Annotated in this window: 23 protein-coding genes; 9 read left to right on the top strand and 14 right to left on the bottom strand. The window is 69.7% G+C overall.

Going from position 1 to position 22,319, the window contains the following annotated elements:
* Positions 1 to 6: 6 nt before the first annotated feature.
* Entirely contained in the window at positions 7 to 1,137 is a 1,131-nt protein-coding gene (locus tag ON41_RS10755; protein ID WP_051161218.1) for an aminotransferase class I/II-fold pyridoxal phosphate-dependent enzyme, read from the bottom strand.
* A gap of 287 nt (positions 1,138 to 1,424) precedes the next feature.
* Between ON41_RS10755 and ON41_RS10750 the strand changes: the two genes are divergently transcribed.
* The 4 genes from ON41_RS10750 to ON41_RS10735 all read left to right on the top strand — a co-directional run bounded on the left by ON41_RS10750 (position 1,425) and on the right by ON41_RS10735 (position 6,141).
* Positions 1,425 to 2,552, top strand: coding sequence for a molybdopterin-dependent oxidoreductase (locus ON41_RS10750; RefSeq protein ID WP_051161243.1), 1,128 nt, complete (start codon positions 1,425 to 1,427; stop codon positions 2,550 to 2,552).
* Positions 2,549 to 3,010 carry a hypothetical protein gene (locus ON41_RS10745; RefSeq protein WP_051161217.1) on the top strand — a complete coding sequence of 154 codons (462 nt, stop codon included), beginning with the start codon at positions 2,549 to 2,551 and terminating at the stop codon, positions 3,008 to 3,010. Before ON41_RS10750 ends, ON41_RS10745 begins: the two co-directional genes overlap by 4 nt.
* Positions 3,011 to 3,193: 183 nt before the next feature.
* A complete protein-coding gene (locus ON41_RS10740) occupies positions 3,194 to 4,075 on the top strand; it encodes a class I SAM-dependent methyltransferase (RefSeq protein WP_040747500.1) in 882 nt (293 codons plus the stop codon).
* Between the two features lie 68 nt (positions 4,076 to 4,143).
* The gene (locus ON41_RS10735; RefSeq protein WP_040747363.1) at positions 4,144 to 6,141 is read left to right on the top strand and encodes an ArnT family glycosyltransferase; all 1,998 of its coding nucleotides are present in this window, start codon (positions 4,144 to 4,146) and stop codon (positions 6,139 to 6,141) included.
* A gap of 142 nt (positions 6,142 to 6,283) precedes the next feature.
* On the opposite strand, the gene ON41_RS10730 is transcribed toward ON41_RS10735, so the two are convergent.
* Entirely contained in the window at positions 6,284 to 6,631 is a 348-nt protein-coding gene (locus tag ON41_RS10730) for a hypothetical protein (RefSeq protein ID WP_040747361.1), read from the bottom strand.
* A gap of 62 nt (positions 6,632 to 6,693) precedes the next feature.
* A complete protein-coding gene (locus tag ON41_RS10725; protein WP_157185423.1) occupies positions 6,694 to 7,005 on the bottom strand; it encodes a hypothetical protein in 312 nt (103 codons plus the stop codon).
* Positions 7,006 to 7,278: 273 nt separating this feature from the next.
* Here ON41_RS10725 and ON41_RS10720 point away from each other — a divergent pair, with 273 nt between their 5' ends.
* From ON41_RS10720 to ON41_RS10710, 3 genes are all read left to right on the top strand, one after another.
* Positions 7,279 to 8,169 (top strand): TIGR03621 family F420-dependent LLM class oxidoreductase, encoded by an 891-nt coding sequence (locus ON41_RS10720; RefSeq protein WP_246829497.1) that lies wholly within the window; start codon positions 7,279 to 7,281, stop codon positions 8,167 to 8,169.
* Positions 8,170 to 8,381: 212 nt separating this feature from the next.
* Positions 8,382 to 9,332 (top strand): non-homologous end-joining DNA ligase, encoded by a 951-nt coding sequence (gene ligD / locus ON41_RS10715; RefSeq protein ID WP_040747355.1) that lies wholly within the window; start codon positions 8,382 to 8,384, stop codon positions 9,330 to 9,332.
* A 27-nt stretch (positions 9,333 to 9,359) separates the two neighbouring features.
* The gene (locus tag ON41_RS10710; protein ID WP_040747353.1) at positions 9,360 to 10,145 is read left to right on the top strand and encodes a PIG-L deacetylase family protein; all 786 of its coding nucleotides are present in this window, start codon (positions 9,360 to 9,362) and stop codon (positions 10,143 to 10,145) included.
* Between the two features lie 97 nt (positions 10,146 to 10,242).
* Here the strand turns inward: ON41_RS10710 and ON41_RS41475 are convergent, their stop codons facing one another.
* Positions 10,243 to 10,596 carry a hypothetical protein gene (locus ON41_RS41475; RefSeq protein WP_157185422.1) on the bottom strand — a complete coding sequence of 118 codons (354 nt, stop codon included), beginning with the start codon at positions 10,594 to 10,596 and terminating at the stop codon, positions 10,243 to 10,245.
* Between ON41_RS41475 and ON41_RS10700 the strand changes: the two genes are divergently transcribed.
* Complete coding sequence (locus ON41_RS10700; protein ID WP_040747499.1) at positions 10,597 to 11,286, top strand: haloacid dehalogenase type II; 690 nt, start codon at positions 10,597 to 10,599, stop codon at positions 11,284 to 11,286.
* Positions 11,287 to 11,292: 6 nt separating this feature from the next.
* Here ON41_RS10700 and ON41_RS10695 read toward each other — a convergent pair whose 3' ends face one another.
* Genes ON41_RS10695 through ON41_RS10655 form a run of 9 tightly spaced genes read right to left on the bottom strand, consistent with a single transcriptional unit; the run spans position 11,293 to position 19,981 of the window.
* Positions 11,293 to 11,895 carry a hypothetical protein gene (locus tag ON41_RS10695; RefSeq protein ID WP_040747349.1) on the bottom strand — a complete coding sequence of 201 codons (603 nt, stop codon included), beginning with the start codon at positions 11,893 to 11,895 and terminating at the stop codon, positions 11,293 to 11,295.
* Between the two features lie 24 nt (positions 11,896 to 11,919).
* Positions 11,920 to 12,876 carry an MlaD family protein gene (locus tag ON41_RS10690; RefSeq protein WP_040747347.1) on the bottom strand — a complete coding sequence of 319 codons (957 nt, stop codon included), beginning with the start codon at positions 12,874 to 12,876 and terminating at the stop codon, positions 11,920 to 11,922.
* Positions 12,873 to 13,964, bottom strand: coding sequence for an MlaD family protein (locus ON41_RS10685; RefSeq protein ID WP_063709865.1), 1,092 nt, complete (start codon positions 13,962 to 13,964; stop codon positions 12,873 to 12,875). Before ON41_RS10685 ends, ON41_RS10690 begins: the two co-directional genes overlap by 4 nt.
* Positions 13,961 to 15,064 (bottom strand): MlaD family protein, encoded by a 1,104-nt coding sequence (locus ON41_RS10680; RefSeq protein ID WP_040747497.1) that lies wholly within the window; start codon positions 15,062 to 15,064, stop codon positions 13,961 to 13,963. The genes ON41_RS10685 and ON41_RS10680 overlap by 4 nt, the downstream gene beginning before the upstream one ends.
* Entirely contained in the window at positions 15,064 to 16,053 is a 990-nt protein-coding gene (locus ON41_RS10675; protein WP_246461703.1) for an MlaD family protein, read from the bottom strand. The genes ON41_RS10680 and ON41_RS10675 overlap by 1 nt, the downstream gene beginning before the upstream one ends.
* Positions 16,050 to 17,057, bottom strand: a complete 1,008-nt coding sequence (locus ON41_RS10670) for an MlaD family protein (protein ID WP_040747343.1) — start codon at positions 17,055 to 17,057, stop codon at positions 16,050 to 16,052. Before ON41_RS10670 ends, ON41_RS10675 begins: the two co-directional genes overlap by 4 nt.
* Complete coding sequence (locus ON41_RS10665; RefSeq protein ID WP_040747341.1) at positions 17,057 to 18,106, bottom strand: MlaD family protein; 1,050 nt, start codon at positions 18,104 to 18,106, stop codon at positions 17,057 to 17,059. The genes ON41_RS10670 and ON41_RS10665 overlap by 1 nt, the downstream gene beginning before the upstream one ends.
* A gap of 4 nt (positions 18,107 to 18,110) precedes the next feature.
* Positions 18,111 to 18,974 carry an ABC transporter permease gene (locus ON41_RS10660; RefSeq protein WP_040747339.1) on the bottom strand — a complete coding sequence of 288 codons (864 nt, stop codon included), beginning with the start codon at positions 18,972 to 18,974 and terminating at the stop codon, positions 18,111 to 18,113.
* Positions 18,974 to 19,981: an ABC transporter permease gene (locus tag ON41_RS10655; RefSeq protein ID WP_246829496.1), complete on the bottom strand. Its 1,008-nt coding sequence runs from the start codon at positions 19,979 to 19,981 to the stop codon at positions 18,974 to 18,976. The genes ON41_RS10660 and ON41_RS10655 overlap by 1 nt, the downstream gene beginning before the upstream one ends.
* 162 nt (positions 19,982 to 20,143) lie before the next feature.
* Between ON41_RS10655 and ON41_RS10650 the strand changes: the two genes are divergently transcribed.
* The gene (locus tag ON41_RS10650) at positions 20,144 to 21,211 is read left to right on the top strand and encodes a phosphotransferase family protein (RefSeq protein ID WP_040747337.1); all 1,068 of its coding nucleotides are present in this window, start codon (positions 20,144 to 20,146) and stop codon (positions 21,209 to 21,211) included.
* Here ON41_RS10650 and ON41_RS10645 read toward each other — a convergent pair.
* A complete protein-coding gene (locus ON41_RS10645; RefSeq protein WP_040747335.1) occupies positions 21,201 to 22,274 on the bottom strand; it encodes an NAD(P)H-dependent amine dehydrogenase family protein in 1,074 nt (357 codons plus the stop codon). The two genes, ON41_RS10650 and ON41_RS10645, sit on opposite strands and share 11 nt — an antisense overlap.
* Positions 22,275 to 22,319 lie beyond the last annotated feature (45 nt).

Genomic DNA, 22,319 nt, shown 5'->3' with positions numbered 1-22,319 from the left:
GGCGGGTCACATCCCCGGCGGGCGTACTCCGAAGGTGGCGCGAATCTCGGTGCACGCCTGAATGATTCGGTCGACCTGCCGGTCCTCCAGCGCCGCGTGCAGGGACAGCCGGATCAGTGCGCCGCCGGGCGGTGTGGCCGGTGGGCAGAACGGTGAGCCGAGGATGCCGTGGCGTTCCAGGATGTCGCGGACCGCGCGGCCGTGCGCCTCGGTTCCGGTGGGAATCGAGACGATCTGGCTGTCGGATCCCGCGAGGTCGAATCCCAAGGCGGTCAGCGCCTTTCGTACTGTGACGGCGATCGAGCGGAGGCGTGCGCGGCGGTGGTGTTCGGTCCGGACCACGGCGAGGGTCGCGGCTAGGCCCGCGATGTCGTGGGACCGCAGGCCGGAGGAGAACACCGCCGGGTAGGAGGCGGATTCGAAGTAGCCGGCGAAGGCGGGGTCCCGGGCGGCGACGACTCCGGCGCGGCCGACGAAGGTCTTGGCCAGGCTCGCGGTGCGGAACGGCACCCGGTCGGCCAGGCCCAGCGCGACAACCACTCCCGCGCCCTCCGGGCCCTCGATGCCGAGCGAATGGGATTCGTCGACCACCAGCAGGCCGCCGGTGTCCTCGGCGATCTCGCACAGGTGCGGCAGCGGACTCCGGCAGCCGCTGGTGCTGTAGATGGCGTCCACGGCGATGATGCCCGGACCGTGCGCACGGATCTGCGCGCGCAGGTGATCGAGGTCGTTGTGCCGGAAGGTGTGTACCGGCGCCCCCGCCGCGACCGCGCCCTGCCGCAGCGACATGTGCGCCAGCCGGTCGATGTACACCGGGGTGCCGGGTTCGGAAATCGCTTGCAGCAGGCCGATATTCGCGTCCCATCCCGATTGGCAGACGATTCCGGCGCCGGCGCGGAGGTACCGGGTCAGCTGGTCGGTGAGCGCGTGCAGGTCGTCGCCGGGTGCGGAGTCCACGGCGGCGGCGATGGCCGCGGTGATCCGGGCATCGCGCGACAGCGCGAGATAGTCGTTGCTCGACAGGACCACGTCGCCGGCGGCGGGTGGGCGCGAGCGCAGGAACGGCCTGGTCTCCGGCGGATCGGCCACGCGGGCGCGCTCGATCCGGTCCTGTACCCGTTCGGCGACGGTCGCCACCTGGAGTCCTCCTGAATGTCGAGTCACCCGATCATTGCCCATCGGCATCGGCGTCGATACCGGAATGCGGTGACGAAACTGTGACGGCTATATCGAGGAGCGAATCTATTTCAATGCAGCGGGATACGCGGCCCCGGCCGTTCGGCCGTCACACTTTGTTCATCCCGTGTCGCGTGATTTCCACGGGCTTCGGCCGTAGCGTCATGACCGTGAATGTCGACGACGGCAACACTCTCGCAACTCCCCCGGTTGTTCGGGAGGAGCCCGCGCGCGAGGAGGGGCTGCTACTGCCCGGGACGATCGTCCGGCGCATCTCGCCCGCGCGGTCGGCCGCCGTCGCCGCCCGGGTCGGCATCGTGCTGGGCGCCGCGATCGCGGTGTGTTTCGTGACGGGGCTGCTCAGCCATTGGATTCAGCATCCGCCGGACTGGTTCCGGTGGCCGGCGAACCCGCCGTGGCTGTACCGGGTCACGCAGGGCGCACACGTGATTTCCGGTGTCATGGCGATCCCGTTGCTGATCGTGAAGTTGTGGTCGGTATTTCCGCGGCTCTTCGCCCGGCCGCTGATCGGCAATCCGCTGCGGCTGCTGGAGCGCGGATCCATCGCGGTGCTGGTGGGTTCGACGATTTTCCAGCTCGCCACCGGACTGTTCAATATCGCCCAGTTCTATCCGTGGCGGTTCTTCTTCACCTCCACGCATTACGCCATGGCGTATGTAGCCCTCGGCGCTCTCGCCGTTCATCTCGCGGTGAAACTGCCGGTAATTCGCACGGCTCTTTCCCGGCCGCCCGCCGATCGCAGGGATGCGACGAACGATTCCCGGGTGTCGCGGCGAGGCGTCCTCGGTGCCGCGCTCGCCGCGGCGGGGGTGGCGGGGATCGCCGTGGCCGGGCAGTCCGTGCCGTGGCTGCGGTGGGTCTCGGTGCTGGCGCCGCGGACCGGTGAAGGGCCGCAAGGACTTCCGGTGAATCGCACCGCCACCGAGGCGGGTGTGGACGGCCGGGTGCGGGGTGACGCCTACCGCCTGACCGTCTCCGTCGGCACCACCGAACGCGGCTTCTCCCGCGCCGAGCTGGAGAGGCTGCCGCAGACCTCGGCCGTGCTGCCGCTCGCCTGTGTGGAGGGCTGGAGCGCGTCGGCGCACTGGTCCGGCGTGCGGCTGCGCGACCTGCTGGCCGCCGCCGGGGGCTATCCCGGCGGCGACGTCGCCTTCCACTCCCTCGAACAGGGCGGGCTGTACAGCCACACCCTGCTGCCGACTACGCATGTGGTCGACGATCGGACGCTGGTCGCGCTGCGCCTCAACGGCGAGGAACTCTCGCTGGACCACGGCTATCCCTGCCGCCTGATAGCGCCCAACCGGCCGGGCGTACTCCAGACCAAATGGCTGTCCAGGATCGAGGTGCGGGCGTGATCGCGATACGGGTACTTCTCGCCCTCGGCGGAATCTGGCTGGCCTGGTACGGAATCGGCTTGCTCCTGGACCAGAACCCGGCGGATCTGATGTCCATCGCCCGCTGGTTCGCCGGCGGCATCGTCCTGCACGACGCGATCCTCGCCCCGCTGTGCGCCGCCGTGGCGCTGCTCGCCCGCCGCCTGCTCCCCGCACCCTGGTGGGCGTCGGTCGCCTGGGGCGGGCTGTGCACCGCCACCCTCCTGCTGATCTCGATTCCGGTCCTCCAGCGTTCCGGCGAGAACCCCGCGAACCCCTCCGTCCTCGACCGCAACTACCACGCGGGCCTACTGATCGCCGTCGCCGTGGTCTGGGTGTTCGTCGCACTCGACATCACCCGGCGATACGCACGCACGCGGCCGATCGCTACGCCCGCACCGGATCGTGGCGGCCCGCGCAATCCAGGAACCGCGGGATGATGTCGTCCGGGGTCTCCCGCCGGATTTGGCCGTTTTGTGCGAATTCGATACGCGTACAACGGGTTTGCCGATCCTTCGATACCTGTGCATAGATCAAGTAACGACCTACGCTGGTGTGTGGCGGCGTACCGACCGGTCGCCGCCGAACAGGCACATCCGACAACGGAATCGAGGGACACCGACGTGCGAACCGACGGAGACACCTGGGACATCGTCAGCAGCGTGGGTGCGACCGCGCTCGGCGTGGCCACGCTCCGGGCAATGGAAACGACCCTTCCCGACGCCATGATTCGCGACGACTACGCGCACCTGTTCGTCCACGCCGCGGGCGATCCGCAGTTCATCGAGACGGCCGGCGATCCGGAGGCGGCCGGTTCGCTGCCGCGGATCATCGGCTTCCGCACGAGGTTCTTCGACGAGTTCTTCGATGCGGCAACGGCTTCCGGTATCGAACAGGCGGTGATCGTCGCCTCCGGCCTGGACGCGCGGGCCTACCGCCTGGACTGGGCGGCGGGCGCCACGGTCTTCGAGATCGATCAGCCGAAGGTGCTGGAATTCAAACAGCAGGTGCTCGGCGAGCACGGCGTGACGCCGAAGGCCACGCTGCGGCAGGTCCCGGTCGATCTGCGCGACGACTGGCCCGCCGCCCTCATCGACGCGGGCTTCGATCCGGCGCGGCCCACCGCGTGGTCGGCCGAGGGCCTGCTGCCGTATCTGCCCGGCGCGGCGCAGGATTCGCTGTTCGAGCGGATCCACGCGCTGTCGGCACCGGGCAGCCGGGTGGCGGTGGAGTACTTCACCGAGCGGCCCGATACCGCCCGGTTCCAGGCCGTCGCCCGCAGCAGCCAGTTCGACAAGAGCCCGTTCGGCCATCTCGACGTCGCCGAGCTGTTCTACGTCGACGACCGCACCGACCCTGCCCGGTGGCTGGCCGACCAGGGCTGGTCGGTGGGCTCCGACAGCGTGGCGAACCTGGCCGAGCGCTACGACCGCCCGATGCCCGAGCTGCCGGAGGAGGCGCGGGACCTGTCCGAGGCGCCCGCCTATCTGACCGCGCAGAAGTAGCCGCGATTCGCAGCAACCTCCCAGGAATACGCCAGGAGTCTCACCGGCGCGGCTGAGAGACTCCCGCGGTGACCGCGACCACCCCTGCCCGGGCCGTGCCCGCTCCTGTCGTCCCCGATCCCCCGCATCCGGCGCCCGCGCGCCGCTGGGAGCGGCTGGCGCTGATCGCGCTGCTACTCGGGACGGCCGTGGCCTATCTGTGGAATATCACCGTCAACGGCATGGGCAACGGGTTCTACGCGGCGTCCGCCTGGTCGGGCTCGCGGGACTGGAAGGCGCTGCTGTTCGGCTCGCTGGACCCCGGCAACTTCATCACCGTCGACAAGCCGCCGCTGTCGCAGTGGGTGATGGGGTTGTCGGGTCAGCTGTTCGGATTCGGCAGTGCGAGTCTGATGGCGCCGCAGGCATTGATGGCGGTGGCGACCGTCGCGCTGATCTACGGCGCGCTCACCCGCGTGACCGGTAGCCGGGGCTGCGGCCTGCTGGGCGGATTCGTCTTCGCGGTGACGCCGGTGGCCGCGCTGATGTTCCGGTTCGACAATCCCGACGCGGTGATGGTGCTGCTGATGACCGCGGGGGCGTACTGCGTGATCCGGGCGCTGCCGCGCGCGAACGTGTGGTGGCTGGCGGGCGCCGGTGCGGCACTGGGATTCGCGTTTCTGGCGAAGATGCTCGAGGGGTTGATGGTGCTGCCCGCGCTGGCCCTGGCCTATCTGGTGGTCGCGCCGACCACCCTCGGCAGGCGGCTGCTGCATCTGGTGGCCGCGGCCGCCGCCCTGCTGGTCGCCTCCGGCTGGTATGTGCTGCTGACGATCCTGTGGCCCGCGTCGTCGCGACCGTATCTGGCGGGGTCCAAGGACAATACGTTCATGGATCTGGTGCTGGGTTACAACGGGTTCGCCCGGTATCTCGGACACAATCATCAGGGGCGCAAGCCTTTCCAGCTGCCGCCCGGGTACGAGATGCCGCACTTCGGCGGGCGGGGGCCCGGCGGGTTCGGGTCGGGGCCGACGCGGCTGTTCACCGGGGAGATCGGCTTCGAGATCTCGTGGCTGCTGCCCGCCGCGGTGGTCGCGTTCGCGCTGGTGCTGATCGCCCGGTTCCGTTCGCCCCGAACCGATCCGGTGCGCGGCGCGGCCCTGGTGTTCGGGCTGTGGCTGGTGATCGACGGGGCGGCGTTCACCGGGATGCAGGGCGGGATGCACGCCTACTACACCCTGGCGATCGCACCAGCGGTGGCCGGGACCTTCGCCCTCGGCGTGCATGAGGTGTGGCATCGGCGCGGCACCGCATTCGGCCGGATCGGCGGCGCCGCACTGATTCTCGCCGGAGGCGTGTGGACCTTCGTTGTGCTGCACCGCAACAGCGACTGGCAGCCGTGGCTGCGCTGGACCGTGCTGGTGGTGACGATCGTGGCCGCCGCCGGGCTGCTCGCGATGCTGCTTCCGGCCGCCGCCCGGCGCGTCCCCCGGCGGTTCGCCGCCGCGCTGCTCGCCGCGGGACTGCTGGTGGCGCTGGGCGGGTCGACCGCCTACGCCGCGGCCACGCTGCCGCAGTCACATACCGGCGGCAGCCCGACGGTGGGACCGGCCCGGCCGCAATCACCGGGGCCGACCGCCGGACTCGGCGGCAACCCGCTGTTCCGAGGCGACGGCGACTACGACCCGCGGCTGATCTCGATGCTGCGGGCGACCACCACCCGCTGGTCGGCGGCCATCGACCGGTCGTCCCCGGCGGCCGGACTCGAATTGGCCAGCCGCACACCGGTGATCGCCATCGGCGGCTTCACCTCCGAGGACCCGGTGCCGACGGTGCCCCAGTTCCAGGACATGGTGCGACGCCACGAGGTGACCTACTACCTGGCCCCCGAGGTCGACCTCCCGGACTCCTGGCGGACGGGCGACAAATCCCACCACCCCGAACCGCCTGCCGCACAACCGAATCCGCAGTCAGGCCAGTGGCATCCGGTGGGCGACACCGATCTCTACAACTGGGTCGCGGCGCACTACACCGCCCAGCACATGAACGGGCTGGAGGTCTACGACCTCACCGCACCCTCGCACTGAGCGGTCGGCCTGCACACGCGCCCCGGCCCGTCGATATTCCGGCACGCTTTTGGCCGGAATCCACTGGTGAGTTCCCGGCCAAAAGCGTGCCGGGAAACCGAGGGACGGACGCGGGAGACCCGGGGACTGCGGGCCCGGTGGCTCACCGCCAGTGAGCGGCGTCCGGGACGGAAGTCGTGAAGATGCTCATGAAGAAGTTGCCGGGGGCGAGTTCGTTCATGTCGTGCCAGGCGCCCGCGGGGTCGCGCTGGTAGAAGTCGGGCATGCCGGTTCCGTTGTCGTAGCAGACGATGTCGGCGGTGCCGAACGGGCTCCAGTACACGCTGGTTCCCGGCCGGGGCGCGTCCAGCGGGGTCCGGAACAGCTGGCTGCACGGGGTGATCTCGGGGTCGTAGTACGACGGGGCGGCGCCGGCGGTCGGCGCGAGGGCGACGGCTCCCGCGGCGGTCGCGGCGGCGACGGACAATCCGGCACGGACGATGGCTCGCACGATTCTTGCTCCTCCCTGAGCGGAAACGAACTACCCCACTGTCGGCAAACGCCGAGCGATCGTTACGAGGTGGACGGAACGGCCGTCAGGGTGCGGGCGGCCGTGTAGCGAAGCTGATCGGCCAGATGCTCCGCGCGGATCGAGCCGACGAAATAGTCCACCTGAACGTCATCCGCGAACCGGATGTCGCAGACGTACCAGCATCGCCCGGTCGGTTCGGCCAATTCGAGCGCACACCGCGTGGCCAGCTCGGACAGGGCCGCGGCGGTCTGTTCGGGGGTGCCCGCATTGCCGACCCGCCACCACGAATCGCGGTAATCGTCGGGTCGTGAGATCGTCACCTCGTAGGTGAGCAACTCCCTAGCATCCACCACCTCACGGAACATACCCCACGTCCGGCCATTAGTCACTATCCAGCAATCACACAGTGGTGGCGCGGCAGTGCGGGCTTTCGTTCTGTTATGCGGCGACAGGCTTCCGACTTGCCCCTACAACTCGGTGATTCGGCTTGAAGACCGCCCGGTATTCGGACCGGTCAGCAAACTCCGCTTCGGCGGCGACTATAGGCCGGAATCACCTATGACCTACCTACGGCGGGCCCGAAATCGCCGCGACCCGAACCGTTCCGGCGTTGTAGCCTGCGTGATGTGGAAGAGCGAAACGGTGTGACACCTCGTCCTTTTCGGTTCGCCGTCGGCGTCGCCGCGGCCGGTTCGCGCGCCGAGTGGCGCGAGAAGGCCCGGCGGGCCGAGGATCTGGGCTACGACGTGATCACCGTCCCCGACCATCTGGGGATGATCTCGCCGTTCCCCGTACTCGTCACCCTGGCCGAGGCGACGGAGCGGCTGCGGGTCGGCACCATGGTGCTGAACGCCGGTTTCTACCGGCCCGCCCTGCTGGCTCGTGACGTCGCCACCACGGATCTGCTCACCGACGGGCGGTTGGAACTGGGCCTCGGCGCCGGGCCGGATTTCGCCAAGCCGGAGTTCGAGGTCGCCGGGCTGCCGTTCCCGAGCGGCCGCAAGCGTATCGAATACCTGAACGACACCATCACCGAGATCCGCAAGTTGTTCGCCGGCGAGCACGAGCCGCCGGTCCGCCGCCACATCCCGCTGCTGGTGGCCGGTTTGGGCGACCGTCTCCTGCGGGTGGCGGCCGAGCACGCCGATATCGTGTCGCTGGCCGGGATTCCCGTCGGCACCGATATCGACTCCGACGAGACGGGTGACGCCGCGTTCGCCCGCCGCGTCGACTTCGTCCGCGACGCCGCCGGGGCGCGGTTCGCCGAGGTGGAGCTGAGCCTGCTGCTGCAAGGCGTGGAGATCGAGGGGCACGGCGGTGATCTGTCCCTGGCAGAGCGGTTCAATCCCGAGTTGTCCGAGGCGCAGCTGCGGTATCTGCCGGGCGTGCTGCACGGTTCCGCGCAGGGCGTCGCCGATACTCTGCGGCACTACCGCGAGGACCATGCGGTGAACTACTACCTCGTCAACGAGGCGCATATGACCGCGATGGCGCCGGTGATCGACCTGCTGCGCTGACGGACTCGCGACACACCGTGCGCGCGGCGTGTCCGGGCGTGTGCTCGCCCGGTCGCCGCCGGGTTCGCGATGTCCCGCCGCTGAGTTTCCGGGCCCTGTGATTACGGTGTATACCCAGGTCACCGGGTATCGCGGTCGAAGAATGTCCGCATGCGGACAGCCACCGGCGCACTGGTCGTCTCCGTCCTCGCGGCGGTGCCGGGCCGGCGGTCGTGACCGGGCTCCCGCACTACGCGGCGATGCTCGCCACGCCCGGCACCCTCCCCCGCGAGGACACCGGGTGGGACTACGAGGTGAAGTTCGACGGGATCCGCGCCATCGGGTACATCGACGACCGGCTGCGGCTGCGGTCGCGCAACGACAAGGACATCACCGCGGCCTGGCCCGAACTCGCGGATATCGCACCCGCGCGACCGCCGTTCGTCGTGGACGGTGAGATCGTCGCCTTCACCGCCGACGGCCGCACGTCGTTCGCGGCGCTGCAACCGCGGATGCACCAGCGCCACGCGGGCACCATCCGATCGCTGGCGGCGGCGGTCCCGGTGACCTACATGATCTTCGACCTGCTGCACATCGGCGACCGCTCGCTGATCGATCTTCCCTACGAACGCCGCAGGGATCTGCTCGAACAGCTGAACCTCCGGGGTCCGCACTGGCAGGTCCCGCCGCGGCTGGACGGGGCGGGCGCGCAGGTGCTCGCCGAGTCCCGCCGCCTGGGCCTCGAGGGCATCGTGTGCAAACGCCGCGACAGCCCCTACCTTCCCGGCCGCCGCAGCCCACTGTGGACCAAGGTCAAGAACATTCGCGACCAGGAGGTCGTCGTGGTCGGCTGGCGGCCGGGTGCGGGACGGCGGGCGGGACGGATCGGGTCGCTGCTGATGGCGGCCCACGACGAGAGCGGGCAGTTGGTCTACATCGGCAATGTCGGCACCGGATTTACCCGCGCGACCCTCGACGATCTCCAGGCCCGCCTGGATCCGCTGCGGCGCCCGGCTCCCGCCGTCGACGCCGACGTCAAGGACGCCGTCTGGGTCGCCCCCGAACTCGTCGGCGAGGTCTCGTTCACCGAACGGACCGGCGACGGCCGCCTGCGGCATCCGTCCTGGCGCGGCCTGCGCCCGGACAAATCTCCGCAAGACGTCGAACTGCCGCCCTCGCAATGAAATACGGTGTGCGGGCATACTGGCGGGATGGCGACCGTCGTGGCCTTTCACGCCCACCCCGACGACGAGATCCTGCTGACCGGTGGGACCTTGGCGAAATTGGCCGATGCGGGGCATCGGACGGTCATCGTCGTCGCGTCCGATGGTCATGTGGAGCCGTTCGAGGGTGATGTCGCGCCGCGGTTGCGCGAACTTCGTGCCAGCGCGGGGGTTCTCGGCGTCGCCCGGGTGGAGCATCTCGGGTATGCCGACAGCGGGCACGGTGAGGTGCTTTACCCGGATCCGCCGGGGCGCACGCGATTCGTCCGGGCCGGTGCCGAGGAGGCGGCCGAGCGGCTCGCGGCGATTCTGGGCGAGGAGCGGCCGCAGGTGCTGCTGAGCTACGACCGCAACGGCGGGTACGGGCATCGCGATCATGTCCGCGTGCACGAGGTCGGCGCGCGGGCCGCGAAACTGGCTGGTACACAGCGGGTTCTGGATGCGACGATGCCGCGCGAGTTCCTGCTGCGGCTCACGGCGCCGGCACGGTGGCTGGGCCGCGATACCGACGACATCCGCACCGGATATACCGCCCGCGCCGACATCACCCATCAGGTGGACGTCGGATCGTTCGCGGCACAGCGGCTCGCGGCACTGGCCGAGCATCGATCCGTGGTCACCGGAAGCAGCCGGTTCGCGACGATCGCGCGCACCCTCCGCCGCATGCCCGCACCGCTCCGGGCGCGACTGCTGCGCTGGGAGTGGTATGCGGAAGAAGGGTGTCGGCCACCATCGTCCGGCCCGCTCGGCGATATCTTCGCGGTCCCCGACTGAGGCGTACCGGCGACTGTCCGGCCGCCCTACGACACCCGGTGGGCGATGGGCACTGTCAGGCACGGCCTTTCGAGGCTCGGCCCTCGGCGAGGGGGCGCTACGGTGACCAGAGTTCGGCGTGGGGCAGGTCGGCGAGAGCGTCGGTGACGTCGTCGTCGACGCGGACGTCGATGCCGTGGGGTTCGAGTTCGGTGGCCAGCCGGAAGGCGATGACGGGTGTGGCGCGGTAGTCCAGGACGGCGCCGCCCTGCCGGAAACGCAACTGCACGTGCACGGTATCGAATTCCCCGGCCATGGCTCGACAATCGTCGGGGGCCTGGAAGTCGCCGCGGAACTGATGCGGGCCAAGGGTATTCACTACGCCGAGGATACCGATAACGCGGATCGGCGCCAGCGCGTCGGCCGCCGCCGCGCCGGGGACGACGGCGTGATCCCGGCTACTATCGCGCACATGCCGGAACTGGAGATCGACGCCCTCGTATTCGACGTCCTCGGCACGCTGGTGGACGAGCCCAGCGGCCTGCGCGCCGGTATCCGCGCGTTCGACCCGTCCCTGGACGAGGCGCGGGTCGAGCAGTTGCTCTCGTTGTGGCAGCGGCACATCGAGCACGAGCAGCGGCGCATCGTCCTCGGCGAGCGGCCCTATCACGCCAGCGACGTCCTCGATCTGGAGGCGGCGCGGCTGATCGCCGATGCCACCGGGACCGACGACCAGGACGCCGTGGCGAGCCTGGCCCGTTCGGCCCGCCGCCTTCCGGCCTGGCCCGACACCGTCGACGGACTCGCGCGGCTCGCCGGGCATTTCCCGCTGATCGCCCTGTCCAACGCGAGCCGCACAGCGCTGTTGCAGCTCAACGCCGATGCCGGACTGCGCTGGCACCAGGCCCTGTCCGCGGCGGACGCCGGCAGCTACAAACCGTCCGAAGCGGTCTACCGGCTGGCCGTCACCGTCGCCGGCGTACCCCCGCAACGCCTGCTGATGGTCGCCGCACACGCCTGGGACCTCCGCGCGGCCGCCTCGCTCGGCCTGCGCACCGCCTACGTGTCGCGTCCGGTCGGCGATCCGCCCGGCCCGGCGGACCGTTTCGACCTGCACGCCACCGACCTGCTCGACCTGGCCGATCAGCTGGACGGGCGCTGAACCCGGCTACTTCGTGGGCAGCGCGTTCTGGAGACCGCCCACATCGGTGATCTTCCATCCCGAATTGCGGTCGATGGTCAGGGAATAGGTGACGGTCGTGCGGGCCCCGTCGGGAGTCTGCGCGCTGGTGGAATTCACGTCCAGATAGGCGTTCACCTTGTAGATGCCGCCGGATTCGGAGGTGACGGCCGCCGACAGCGGCGTCGCCTTCGAAGTCCATTGCAGGGGCAGCAGGATCTGTTCGAGTTGCGGTGCGGTGGCGTCGAATTTGGCGGCCAGCTGCGGGCTGGTCCCCTCCTTCAGGCGGCCGATCCAGCCCTTGACGTCGTGGAAGTCGATGGTGGACGCCCCGACACCGTAGTTCGACGCGATCGTCTCGGCATGGGTGTCGTCGGCCTGCGCGGCGTCGCGGTCGGCGAGGGTCGACCGCGCCGACCAGTACAGGCAGCCGAAGACCACCGCGACGACGAGCAGGGCCGCGAGCGCGAGCGCGGTCAGGACCGTCGACAGCCGGAACGACATGGTGATCGATGTGCCGCCGCGGGCGGGTGCGGCCGGTTCGTCCGCCGTCTCCGCCGCGGTGTCCTTCTCGTCCGTCGCCGTGACCATGATGTCCTCCTCTGCCGGGCTGGGCTATTTGGTGGTGATGCGGAAGTGCACCGTGCCGTCGGGATCGACACCGTGCAGTGCCTGGTCGATCAGCGCGCCGACATCGAGCCGGGGCGCGCGCCGGGCCGCGTCGTCGACGACGGGGGCCAGCACGGGCGCCAGCGGGGCCACGCCGGGACCGATCTTGGTCAAGAACGCCCTCAGCTCCTTCATGAACGGCGCGACACCGTCGCCGGTGTAGTAGGAGTCGACCGGACGGGCCTCCACCAGGCCGGACGCCTGCTGGACGATATCGCTGAGCGCCTGGCCGAACGCGCCGAACTCCGGGCCGCCGCCGGCCAGTCCCGGACCCAGCCAGTCGATGTTCCCGCCCAGTGCCTGCATATCGTCGAAGAGCCGGCGAATGGTCGGGGTGCGGCTGAGCAATGTGGCCGCCAGCAGGTTGGTCGACCGTTCCAATGTCTGTACGGCGGTGTCCGTTCCGGCCAGCGCGTGGTCGAAGGTGCCGACCAGTTTCTCGATGGTCTCGGGATGCATCTGGCCCAGCAGCTGGACGAATCGGGCGGCGACCTCGGTGATGGTCGTCGGCATCCGGATACGGTCGGTCGGGACGGTGCTGCCGTCGGCGAGATATGGTCCCGCGGCGCTGTCCGGGGAGAACTGGATGTAGGGCTCGCCGAGCGCCGACATCTGCTCGATGCGCACGCCGCTGGTCAGCGGGATGCGGTAGCGGTCGTCGATCCGCAGCCGCACCAGCACGCCGGTGGCCTGCTTGCGCACCTCCTCGGCGCGGCCGACCTGCACACCGTCGAGCAGGACGGGCGCGTTCGGCCCGAGCCCGCCCGAGTTGTCGAGGTGCATGTCGGCGGTGATGTACGCGCGGCGCGGGTCGAGGTGCAGGACGCCGACTGCCATGTAGCCGACGCCGAGGATCAGCACCGCCGCGATGGCGGACAGCGACACTGCCGCACGGGTTTTCATCGGACTGCTCCGATCATCCGCAGGACATCGATGATGCGGCCGGTCTGCTCCTCCGGCGACATCGCGGGGGCAGGCTCCGGCGAGCCGACGCCGACGAGGTTCACCTTCGGGCCGCGGTCGGCGAAGGGAATGATCTTGTTCTGGATGAGGTCCACGAGCTTCTTCAGGGCGGACGGCGAGGTGGTGTCGAGCGGGCGGGCGCCGAACAGCATCGGTATCGCGGCGCGGGCGGTGCCGTCGAGCGACTGCAACAGCGGTCCCAGCCAGGCGACGGCGGGCGCGAGCGGGCCCAGCGCGGTCAGCACGAAGATGACACTGATCGTCGTCTCGATGGAATCGGTCGTGTGCTGCACGCCCTCGGCCGTGAGCAACTGGTCGAAATCCGGTGTGTGTCCGAGTAATCCGTCGTCGACGGTGGCCTGCAATCCGGCGACGAGGTTGTGAATGGAGTTCTGGTTGTCGGCCAGGTCGGTGAAGTCGCCGCCGAGTATTCCGGCGATGCGGGCGGTATCGCGGGGGTCCTGGGGCATGACGCCGTTGAGCTTGTGGACGATGGCCTGCAGATCACTGATCGCACCGCTGCCGACGAAGACGGCCAGTCGCGCCATGATGTCCTCGATGGGCGGGGACTGGCTGGTGTCCGACAACGGGATGGTCGCGTCCGGGCCGAGCATGGCGGTGGCTGCGGGCGGCGCCGTGAGGGCGATGTGGACGTCGCCCAGCGGTGTCTCCTGCCGCAGTTGGGCGGTGGTGCCGACGGGCAGGTGGGCCGATTTCGCGATCTCGACGTCCGCGACGACGTGGCCTGGCACGGCCGGGCGATCGGGTTGTGCCGCAACGGCGTCGACGAGGGTGACATCGGTCAGCTCGCCCACGCGGACGCCGTCGGCGATGACCTTGGCGCCGCGCGGGAGGTTGAGTACGTCGGCGAATTCAATCCGCAGGTGGTAGGTCTGTCCGCCGACTCCGCTTCCGGGGACAGGGATCTCGGCCGGCTGCACATCGCAGCCGGCGGACGCCAGTGCGAGGACGGCGACGAGCAGGGCGGGAATTCCGCTGCGCCGGAACACGAACAGCACCCTCCTCATCGCGCGCTCACCGCCGCCAGCAGCAGGGGCACGGTGGGCACCGTGACCGCGCCGTTCTCGGATCGCCCGCACTGCTGCCCCGTGATCGCCTGCACGGCGGCACAGATCTGGGTCGTATCCTGTTGCGGTAAGGCGATTTTCGGTGGCGCGTAGCCGATGGTCGGCTGCCCGGTCGCCGGGTCGGCGGCCGTGGCGAATCCGTTCGCGATCGCGGGCGCCATCTCGATGACATCGGAGAGCGAGCCCACGCCGGCCGTGATCAGCCGGGGCAGATCGGGAATCGAGTTCAGCGCCCGCACGGTGGGCGTGCCGATCAGGGTGATGACGTCGTTGAGCTGCGGGAGCACCTCGGCGAGGGCGCCGACGATCTGCACGATCTGCGGGATCGCCATGACGTTGATATCGGCGAAGGTCTGGGTGAGCCCGCTGACCGACTCCTGCACGTCGGACCAGGATCCGCGGGCCTTGTGCGCCAGTTCGCTCAATGCGTCGATCAGCTGCCCGATATGGCCGACGGCCGCGTCCGGGGCGGCGAGCGCCCGGCTGAGCTGGAGGACCATGGCGTTGATCTGGTCGCCGGATCCGGAGGTCGCCCGCTCCAGCGCCTCGAGTCCGGAGCCGACCGCGGTGCGTTGCGCGGGATCGCCCGCGCCGTTGAGCTGATAGGCGAGACCCGCGAGGGCGGTGAACGTCTGCGTCAGGCTCTTGGGGGTCAGGGTTCTCGTGATACACCGGCCCGAATCCCAGCCCGGGCCGGCGGGTTCGGGGCCGACGAGAGCCAGCTTCCGGTCGGCGATCAGGGTGTCGCTCACCGTCACCGCGCCGACGTCCGGCGGCAGCTTGCGGTCTTCGGGGACGGTGAACCGCACGCGGGCGGTCGGGCCGTCGGGCCGGATCTCGCTCACCCGGCCGACCGGCACGCCCATGATGGTGACCGCGCTCCCCTCGTACAGCCCGACGCTGTCCGGCATCTCGGCGCAGTAGCTGCGCATCGCCGGTTCCGATTTGGTCACCTTCAGGACAGCGACGCCGGCGAGTACGAGAACGACGATCACCGTGGCGGACATCAGGCCGCGCGATCCGAGGATTCGTGCCCACATCAGCATCCACCCCCCGGCACCGGCACACACACCGCGGAAGGCTGGATCGTCGTCCCCGACTGGTCGACGGTGACGCCGCCGTCCGGGGGGAGGTAGGGCAGTAGGCGTTGCTCCGCGCTGCGGAGGGAATCGAGTAGTGCGCCGAGCTGAGTGCCGAGTTCCTCCAGCTTGGGCACCGCGTCCGCGAGGGGCTGGACGCGCTGCTTCAGGGTCTCGTCCCAGACGCGGCCGAACGGCGCGAAGCCGTGCAGGACCGCGGCGAGGTCCTCCAGGGACTGGCGGACCTGCGTCTTGTTGTTCTGCACCAGCGACTCGAGGCTGCGCAGCGAGTTCAGGAACCGCAGCACCACCGCGGAATTCGCGTTCAGGGCCGCCAGGTACTCGTCGGCGATGGACAGGGTGCCGGAGATGTCGGCGTTCTGCTTGTCCATGATCGCGACCAGGTCCCCCGCCGCGCGCAGGGCCGTGCGCACGGCATCCGGGCTGGCATCGATCGAGGTGGCCAGCGCGGCGAGATCCTTCCGGAACGCTCCGCCGTCGAGCTGCTGAACCGGCTGCACGGCATCCTGGAACGCCTGGGTCAGGTTGTAGGGAATGGTGACGCGATCCTGCGGAATCACCGCCGACCCCAGGGGTTTCGCCCCGGCGGGCTGAACGGCCAGGTAGTAGCCACCGACCACGGTGAGCATCCGGATGTCGAGCGTGGTCGCGTCCCCGACGGACACCTCGTCGGACACCGTGAACGTCATCCGGACCCGATCGGGTTGCAGCGTCAGCGATTTCACCTTGCCCACGGGCACGCCCGCGACGCGGACGTCGTCGCCCGGCCGGATGGATCCGGCCTGCGCGAGATCCGCGGAATAGGTCCGCTCGGGCGTGGTGCCCGTCAGGTACACCACGCCGATGGCCGCGACGAGCACCAGGGCTCCCCCGATGGCGGCCAGCCCCCAGCGCAACTCGGCGCGACGGCGTTCGGCGTCGGTTCTCATGACGGGTGGCATAGCGTAATCCTTTGTCCGGCAAGGAGTACCTGGAGCGCGGGCGGGGCGACGGCCGCGCCGTGCGAGCAGGTCATCTGCGCGTCGCGTCCCGTCGGCGGGAGCGTCGACGCGATGGTCTGGATCAGGCCGGGCAGCCGACCGAAGACGTTCGCCGCTTCCTGCGGTGCGGGAAAGACGTTGTGCAGCAGGGCGTCCAGGTCCTGATTGCGGTCGCCGGTCACCCCCAGCAAGTTCATGATGTCCCGAATCGGTTGCAGCACCGGCGGGATCGCGTAGGAGAAGTCGACGAGGCCGGGCAGCTTCTCGGCGATCGCGGTGAACAGGCCGGTCAGATTGCTCAGCAGTTTCATGGCGTTACCCGATCGGCCGCCGAGGTGATCGGCGATCTGCCCGAGATTGCCGACCAGGGTCGACAGCACCGCCTGGCGGTCGGAGGCGAGGCGGCTCAGCTTCTCGATCGCGTCCAGCGCCGGGCCCAGACCCGTTCCGTCGCCCTGGATCACGGCGAGCATGCTGGTCGCGAACCGGTTGAGATCGTCGGGCGACAGTTCCGCCAGCACCGGTTGCAGACCCTTGAACAGGGTCGTGATGTCGAATGCCGGGACGGTCTCCGACGTGCCGAAGACCGCCGACGGATTCCGCCGGGTCCCGGGCTGATCGGGCTGTTCGATGTCCAGATAGCGGAAACCGGAAAGATTCTGATAGCGGATGGCGGGCCTGCTCTCGGTGAACAGCGGATGCGCGCGCTCCACCGTGAACCGCACCCGCGCGAGCGTGCCCGACAGTTCGACCGCGCGCACCTTGCCGACCTGGACCCCGTGCAACCGCACATCGTCACCGAGGCGCAGGCCGTTGGCATCGGTGAACATCGCGGTGTAGGTGTCGGTATCCCCCGCTACCGGTCGTTCGACCACGCGGAACACCGCCGCCAGCGCCACGGCCATCAGCGCCACGACGATCGAGACTCGGATCAGCAGCGACCGGGTCGACATCAGTGCCCTCCCGTCAGAGCCTGCGGCCCGAGCTGGGCCGCCAATGGCCCCGCCACTCCGGGCACCAGGTCGATTCGGGCATTCAGCACCGGGCCGTCGGGTGTGTCGTGGAACGCCCCGCCCAGCCGATCGAGCAATTCGCTCAGCTGCTGCCCGGAGCGCTCGGGATCGCCGACGGACGAGGACAGCCGGTCCAGGACCGTGGTGGCGATCGGGATGAAATCACCGAAATACTGCTGTCCCACACCGGATGCCGCCATGACGGCCGGGAGCAGGTTGTACTGCAATTCGGAGAACATCTGCCGGTAGCGCGCGATGTGTTCCGGCGACTTCAGGTACTCGTTGGTGTACGCGGCCCGCAGCACGGTCAGCCCGCCGTCGATCAGCGGCGGGACGCCCTGGAGCGCGGATCCGTACCGATCGAACAGGACGGACGGCGGCAGCTGCTGGGTTTCGGCGAACGCGCGCGCCGTCGCGCCGATCGCCTGCAGCAGCGGCGTGAAGGCGCTGACGTCCCGCGACACCTGGGCGAGCAGTTCGGAGAGTTTCGGGGTGAGCACGCCCGCGGTGAGCTTGCCGGTCGCGTCCAGCAGCGCCGAGAGCGTGGCGTCCTGGACGCGGTCGGCGTCGCCGGTCAGGTCGACCGTCGCCCCGTTCCCGAGCGCCGTGCCGCCGGGTCGCGAATGGAGTTGCAGCGCACTGATTCCGAAGAGGTTGCCCGGCACGTAGTCGATCGACAGCGCGTTGGTCAGCCCGAACAGCTGCGAGCCGGCCAGGGTCAGCTCGACGCGCTGCCGCCCCGGGCCCTCGGTAGCGATGGCGCCGACGGAGCCGACGCGCACACCGTCGAGCCGGACGTCGGTCCCCGACGCGATGCCCTCGCCGACGTGGCCGGTCAGCAGCGCGACATGGATCTGGTCGGCGGGCGGGTTGTCCGGCATCACCCGCCACCCGACGACGACCAGCACGGCGAGGACGAGCGCGCCGAAACCGAGAATCCGGGCGCGACGGGGTCCGACTTCCGTTCCGGGCAGGATGTATACAGGCATGACCTCACCCGGTGAAGGTGATGGGAGACCGGAAGCCCCACAGCACGATGGTCGCGAACATGTCGAGGGCGATGATCGTCACCAGGCTGGCCCGCACCGCGCGCCCCGAGGCGGTGCCGACGCCCTCGGGCCCGCCCGTGGCGAAATAGCCCTGGTAGCAATGGATCAGGACGACCGCGACGGCGAACAGCATGACCTTCACGGTCGCCGCGATCACGTCCCAGCCCAGCACGAACTGGTCGAAGTAGTGGTCGTAGGTGCCCGACGGGGTGCCGTGGATCGTGGTCACGATCACCTCGCAGGACAGATAGCTCAGGATCAGCGCCACCACGAATGCCGGTGCGACGGCGACGATTCCGGCGATGACGCGGGTCGTCACCACGAACGGCACCGACCGCACGGCCAGCGATTCCAGCGCGTCGATCTCCTCGGAGATGCGCATGGAGCCGATCTCGGCGGTCATCCGGCAGCCGGCCTGCGCGGCGAATCCGACGCCCGCCGCGATCGGCGCCAGCTCGCGGGTGACGCCGAACGCGGAGATCAGGCCGCTGAGCTGGCCGAGCGACAGCAGATTCAGCGCGCTGTAGGCCTCGATGCCGATGGACGCGCCCATCGCCGCCCCGAGCAGCAGCATCAGCGGCACCACTCCGCCGCCGACGATGACCGAGCCGCGGCCCCAGGTCATATCCGTGATCACCATGACCGTCTGGCGGCGGTAGTGGACCAGCGTGTGCGGCAGTGCGGACAGCACCTGCCAGCAGAAGCCGAGTACGAAACCGATCGAGTCGACCGGCGCGAGCGGACGGATCCGGTGCCGCAGCCGCCCCGCCCAGCGCAGCCCGGCGGGCAGGTATCCCGCCGCCGTCATCATGCCATCCTCACGGGGAAGAACATGGTCACGACCTGCGTGATCGCGGTGTTGAGGACGGCGACCGCCGCGATGGACAGCACCACGGCGGCATTGACGCCGTCGGCGACGCCGCGCGGCCCGCCCCGGGCCTCGAGCCCGCGCTGGCAGGCGATGACCACCACCAGGAATCCGAAGATCAGCGCCTTGATCAGGGAGACCCAGATGTCCAGCGTGGTGGTGAAGGATCCGAAGGACGCCCAGTAGCTGCCCGGCGTGACGTCCAGCGCGGTGACCGCGACGGCGAAGCCCGACGCGATGCCGACCACCACGATCAGGATGTTCAGCAGCGGGGCCACCAGCATCATCGCCGCGATCCGCGGAACCACCAGGCGCTGAATCGGATCCACGCCCATGACCCGCATGGCGTCGACCTCCTCGCGCACGGTCCGCGCGCCGAGGTCGGCGGCGATGGCCGCGGCGCCCGCCCCGCCGAGCATCATCGCGCTCGCCATCGGCGCGCCCTGTTTGATCACCCCGAGCCCGCCCGCGGCGCCGATCATCGAATCGGCGCCGAGTTCGGACACGATATTGCCGACCTGCGCGGAGACGATCACACCGAAGGGGATGGCCATCAGGATGCTCGGCATCGCCGTGACCTTGATGAGAAACCATGCCTGCGTGAGGGTTTCGTGCACCTGGAACCGCAGGCGCACCGCGTCGACGACGCCGACGCGGACGGCGGCGACGCCGATGTGCAGCGCCCGGCCGAGCGTGGCGAGGCTGGACAGGACCGTCCCGGAGAAGTTCCCGCGAAGGGCTCCCCACGCCGTCACGTCCGGCGCTCCGCCCGATTCCCCCGACCGCCCTCCCTGCGATCCCCCGGTCGGCGATTCGGGGGTCGCCGACCCCGGGGGCACGAGTTCGCCCGCCTCCTGAATACCCGGATCGCCGACCGTGGACCGCATTACCTCGTGGACCTCCCGCTGCCCGGCGCGCTGCGTCGCGGTAAGCGATAACCCCAGCACCGGGCACGTCCGAACACTTGTTGAAACATTCGCCTGGACATGTGTCCGGAGAACGGTATCACCTACCGAACGTGACGGCAATCACTTTCTCGGGACGGGTGCGGCATGTGCCACTATCGATCGGCAGACGGGGCGGCGAAGCCCCGGAAGGAAGAACGCGTCATGAAATCTGCGGAACTGCCCACAGACCCTTCCCAGCTCACGGCCGCGTGGCTCGGATCCGTTCTGGACGTTGATATTTCGGCCGTGCGCGTCGAGGCTGTCGGCACCGGGCAGACGGGGGCGACCTACCGCCTCACCCCGGTCTACACACGGAGTTCGGACGCCCCACGCTCGCTCATCGCGAAGCTGCCCTCGCAACAGGAGGAGGTGCGCGCCCGGGTCGCCCTCGGATACCGCGCCGAGCACGCCTTCTACACCCGGGTCGCGGGCACGGTCTCGGTCCCGCTGCCGCGGGTGCACCACTGCGAGATCACCGGCGACGGAGCGGAATTCGTCCTGCTGATGTCCGATCTGGATCCCGCCGTCCAGGGCGATCAGATCCGGGGCTGCGGCGAGGCCGAGGCGCGGCTCGCCGTCGGTGCCCTCGCCGGTCTGCACGGGCCGCGCTGGTGCGATCCCGGCTGGCTGTCGCTCGAGGGCGTCACCATGCCGCGGCCGGATGCCGACTTCGCCCGGGGCATGGGCGAACTCGCGCACGTCGCGCTGGACGCCACGCTGTCGGGGATCGGCGATCACATCGGCGCGGCGGACCGGGCGACCCTCACCGAGGCCGCCGATCTGGTCGAGGGCTGGCTGGGCCTGGACCCCGACCGGTTCTGCCTGCTGCACGGCGACTTCCGCCTGGACAACCTGCTCTTCGATCCCGGCGGGACCTCGGTCACCGTCGTCGACTGGCAGACGATCGCGATCGGGCTCCCGGCGCGCGACCTGGCGTATTTCCTCGGTACGAGCCTGGACACCGCGCTGCGCGAGCGCGCCGAGGCCGACCTGGTCGAGGTCTACCACCGGCGCCTCCTCGGCCACGGCGTCACCGGCTACTCCGCCGCCGACTGCTGGAACGACTACCGGGTCGGCATGCTACAGATCCCGATGCTGATCACGCTGGGATACGCCTTCGCCGCCACGACGGACCGCGGCGACGAGGCGTTTCTCGCCATGCTCGCCCGAGGCTGCCGCGCGATGCGTCACCTCGGGACGATCGAGTTCGTGCGCCGGCTTACGACGTGACCACTCCCGGCCGGGTCACCAGCGGCAGGTCGAGGATGGTCCGGATGCCGGGCGCGGCGGCCAGCACATCCGGAATCGCGTTCACGATCCGGCCGGCCGCCGCGACGATGGCGGCGTGGTTGTGGTCGCCGCGGCGGCTGGTGGGACAGATATCCACGCGATACGACGGCTCACCGGTGATCTCGACGCGGTAGGACCCGCCGGGCTGGGCGGGCTGCGGCCAGTCCGGGCACAGGTCCTCCCGCAGCCGGGTGGTGTGCTCGATGACGATCACGGGCCGGTCCCCCACCATGCCGCGGATCTCGAACCGCAGCGCCGCGAGCCCGCCCTCCGGGATCCGCCCGGCGGCCACGTCGAACGCCTCGGGGGCCGGGTACCGCTCGTAATCCTCTGTGATGGAATCGATCTCGACTCCGAGGCCCGCGGCCAGCTGCCGGATCGCGGCGCCCCACGCGATGCTCAGGACGCCGGGCTGCAGCAGCATCGGCACCTCGTCCAGAGGTTTGCCGAATCCCATGACGTCGAACATCACGATCGCGCCGTCGTAGGTGGCGTAGTCGGCGATCTCCGAGCAGCGGACCTGTTCGACGGTCTGGCACGTCCCGGTGAGCGCGAAGGGCAGCAGATCGTTGGCGAACCCGGGATCCACGCCCGTGACGAACAGACTCGAATTCCCCTGCGCCGCCGCCTTTTCCACCGGCTCGATGTACTTGTCGGGCAACACCTGCCAGGGATACTGGAGCAGCCCGGGGGCCGATCCGACGACGTCGACGCCCGCCGCCAGGATCCGGCAGCAGTCCTCGATCGCCTCCTTGATGCGGGTGTCGCCCATCGCGCAGTACACCACGCAGTCCGGCTTCGTCTCCAGCAGCGCGTCGATGCTGTCGACCGCGGTGATGCCGGTCGAGATGTCCAGTCCGGCAAGGTCACCGGCGTCTCTGCCCACCTTGGCGGGCGTCGAGACGCACACCCCGGTCAGCTCGTACCGGGGGCTCTCGATCAGCCCGCCGAGCGCGAGACGGCCGACGTTCCCGGTTCCGATATGGGCGACGCGGATAGGCATGAATTCTCCTCGAGGGCGTCCGATCAGATTTCTGGACAGCAGTCT

This window comes from Nocardia transvalensis NBRC 15921, from assembly GCF_000308875.1.
Taxonomy (GTDB): Bacteria; Actinomycetota; Actinomycetes; order Mycobacteriales; family Mycobacteriaceae; genus Nocardia; species Nocardia transvalensis.
Note: the sequence above shows the minus strand (reverse complement) of the source record. Positions and strands in the feature narration are given on the sequence as shown.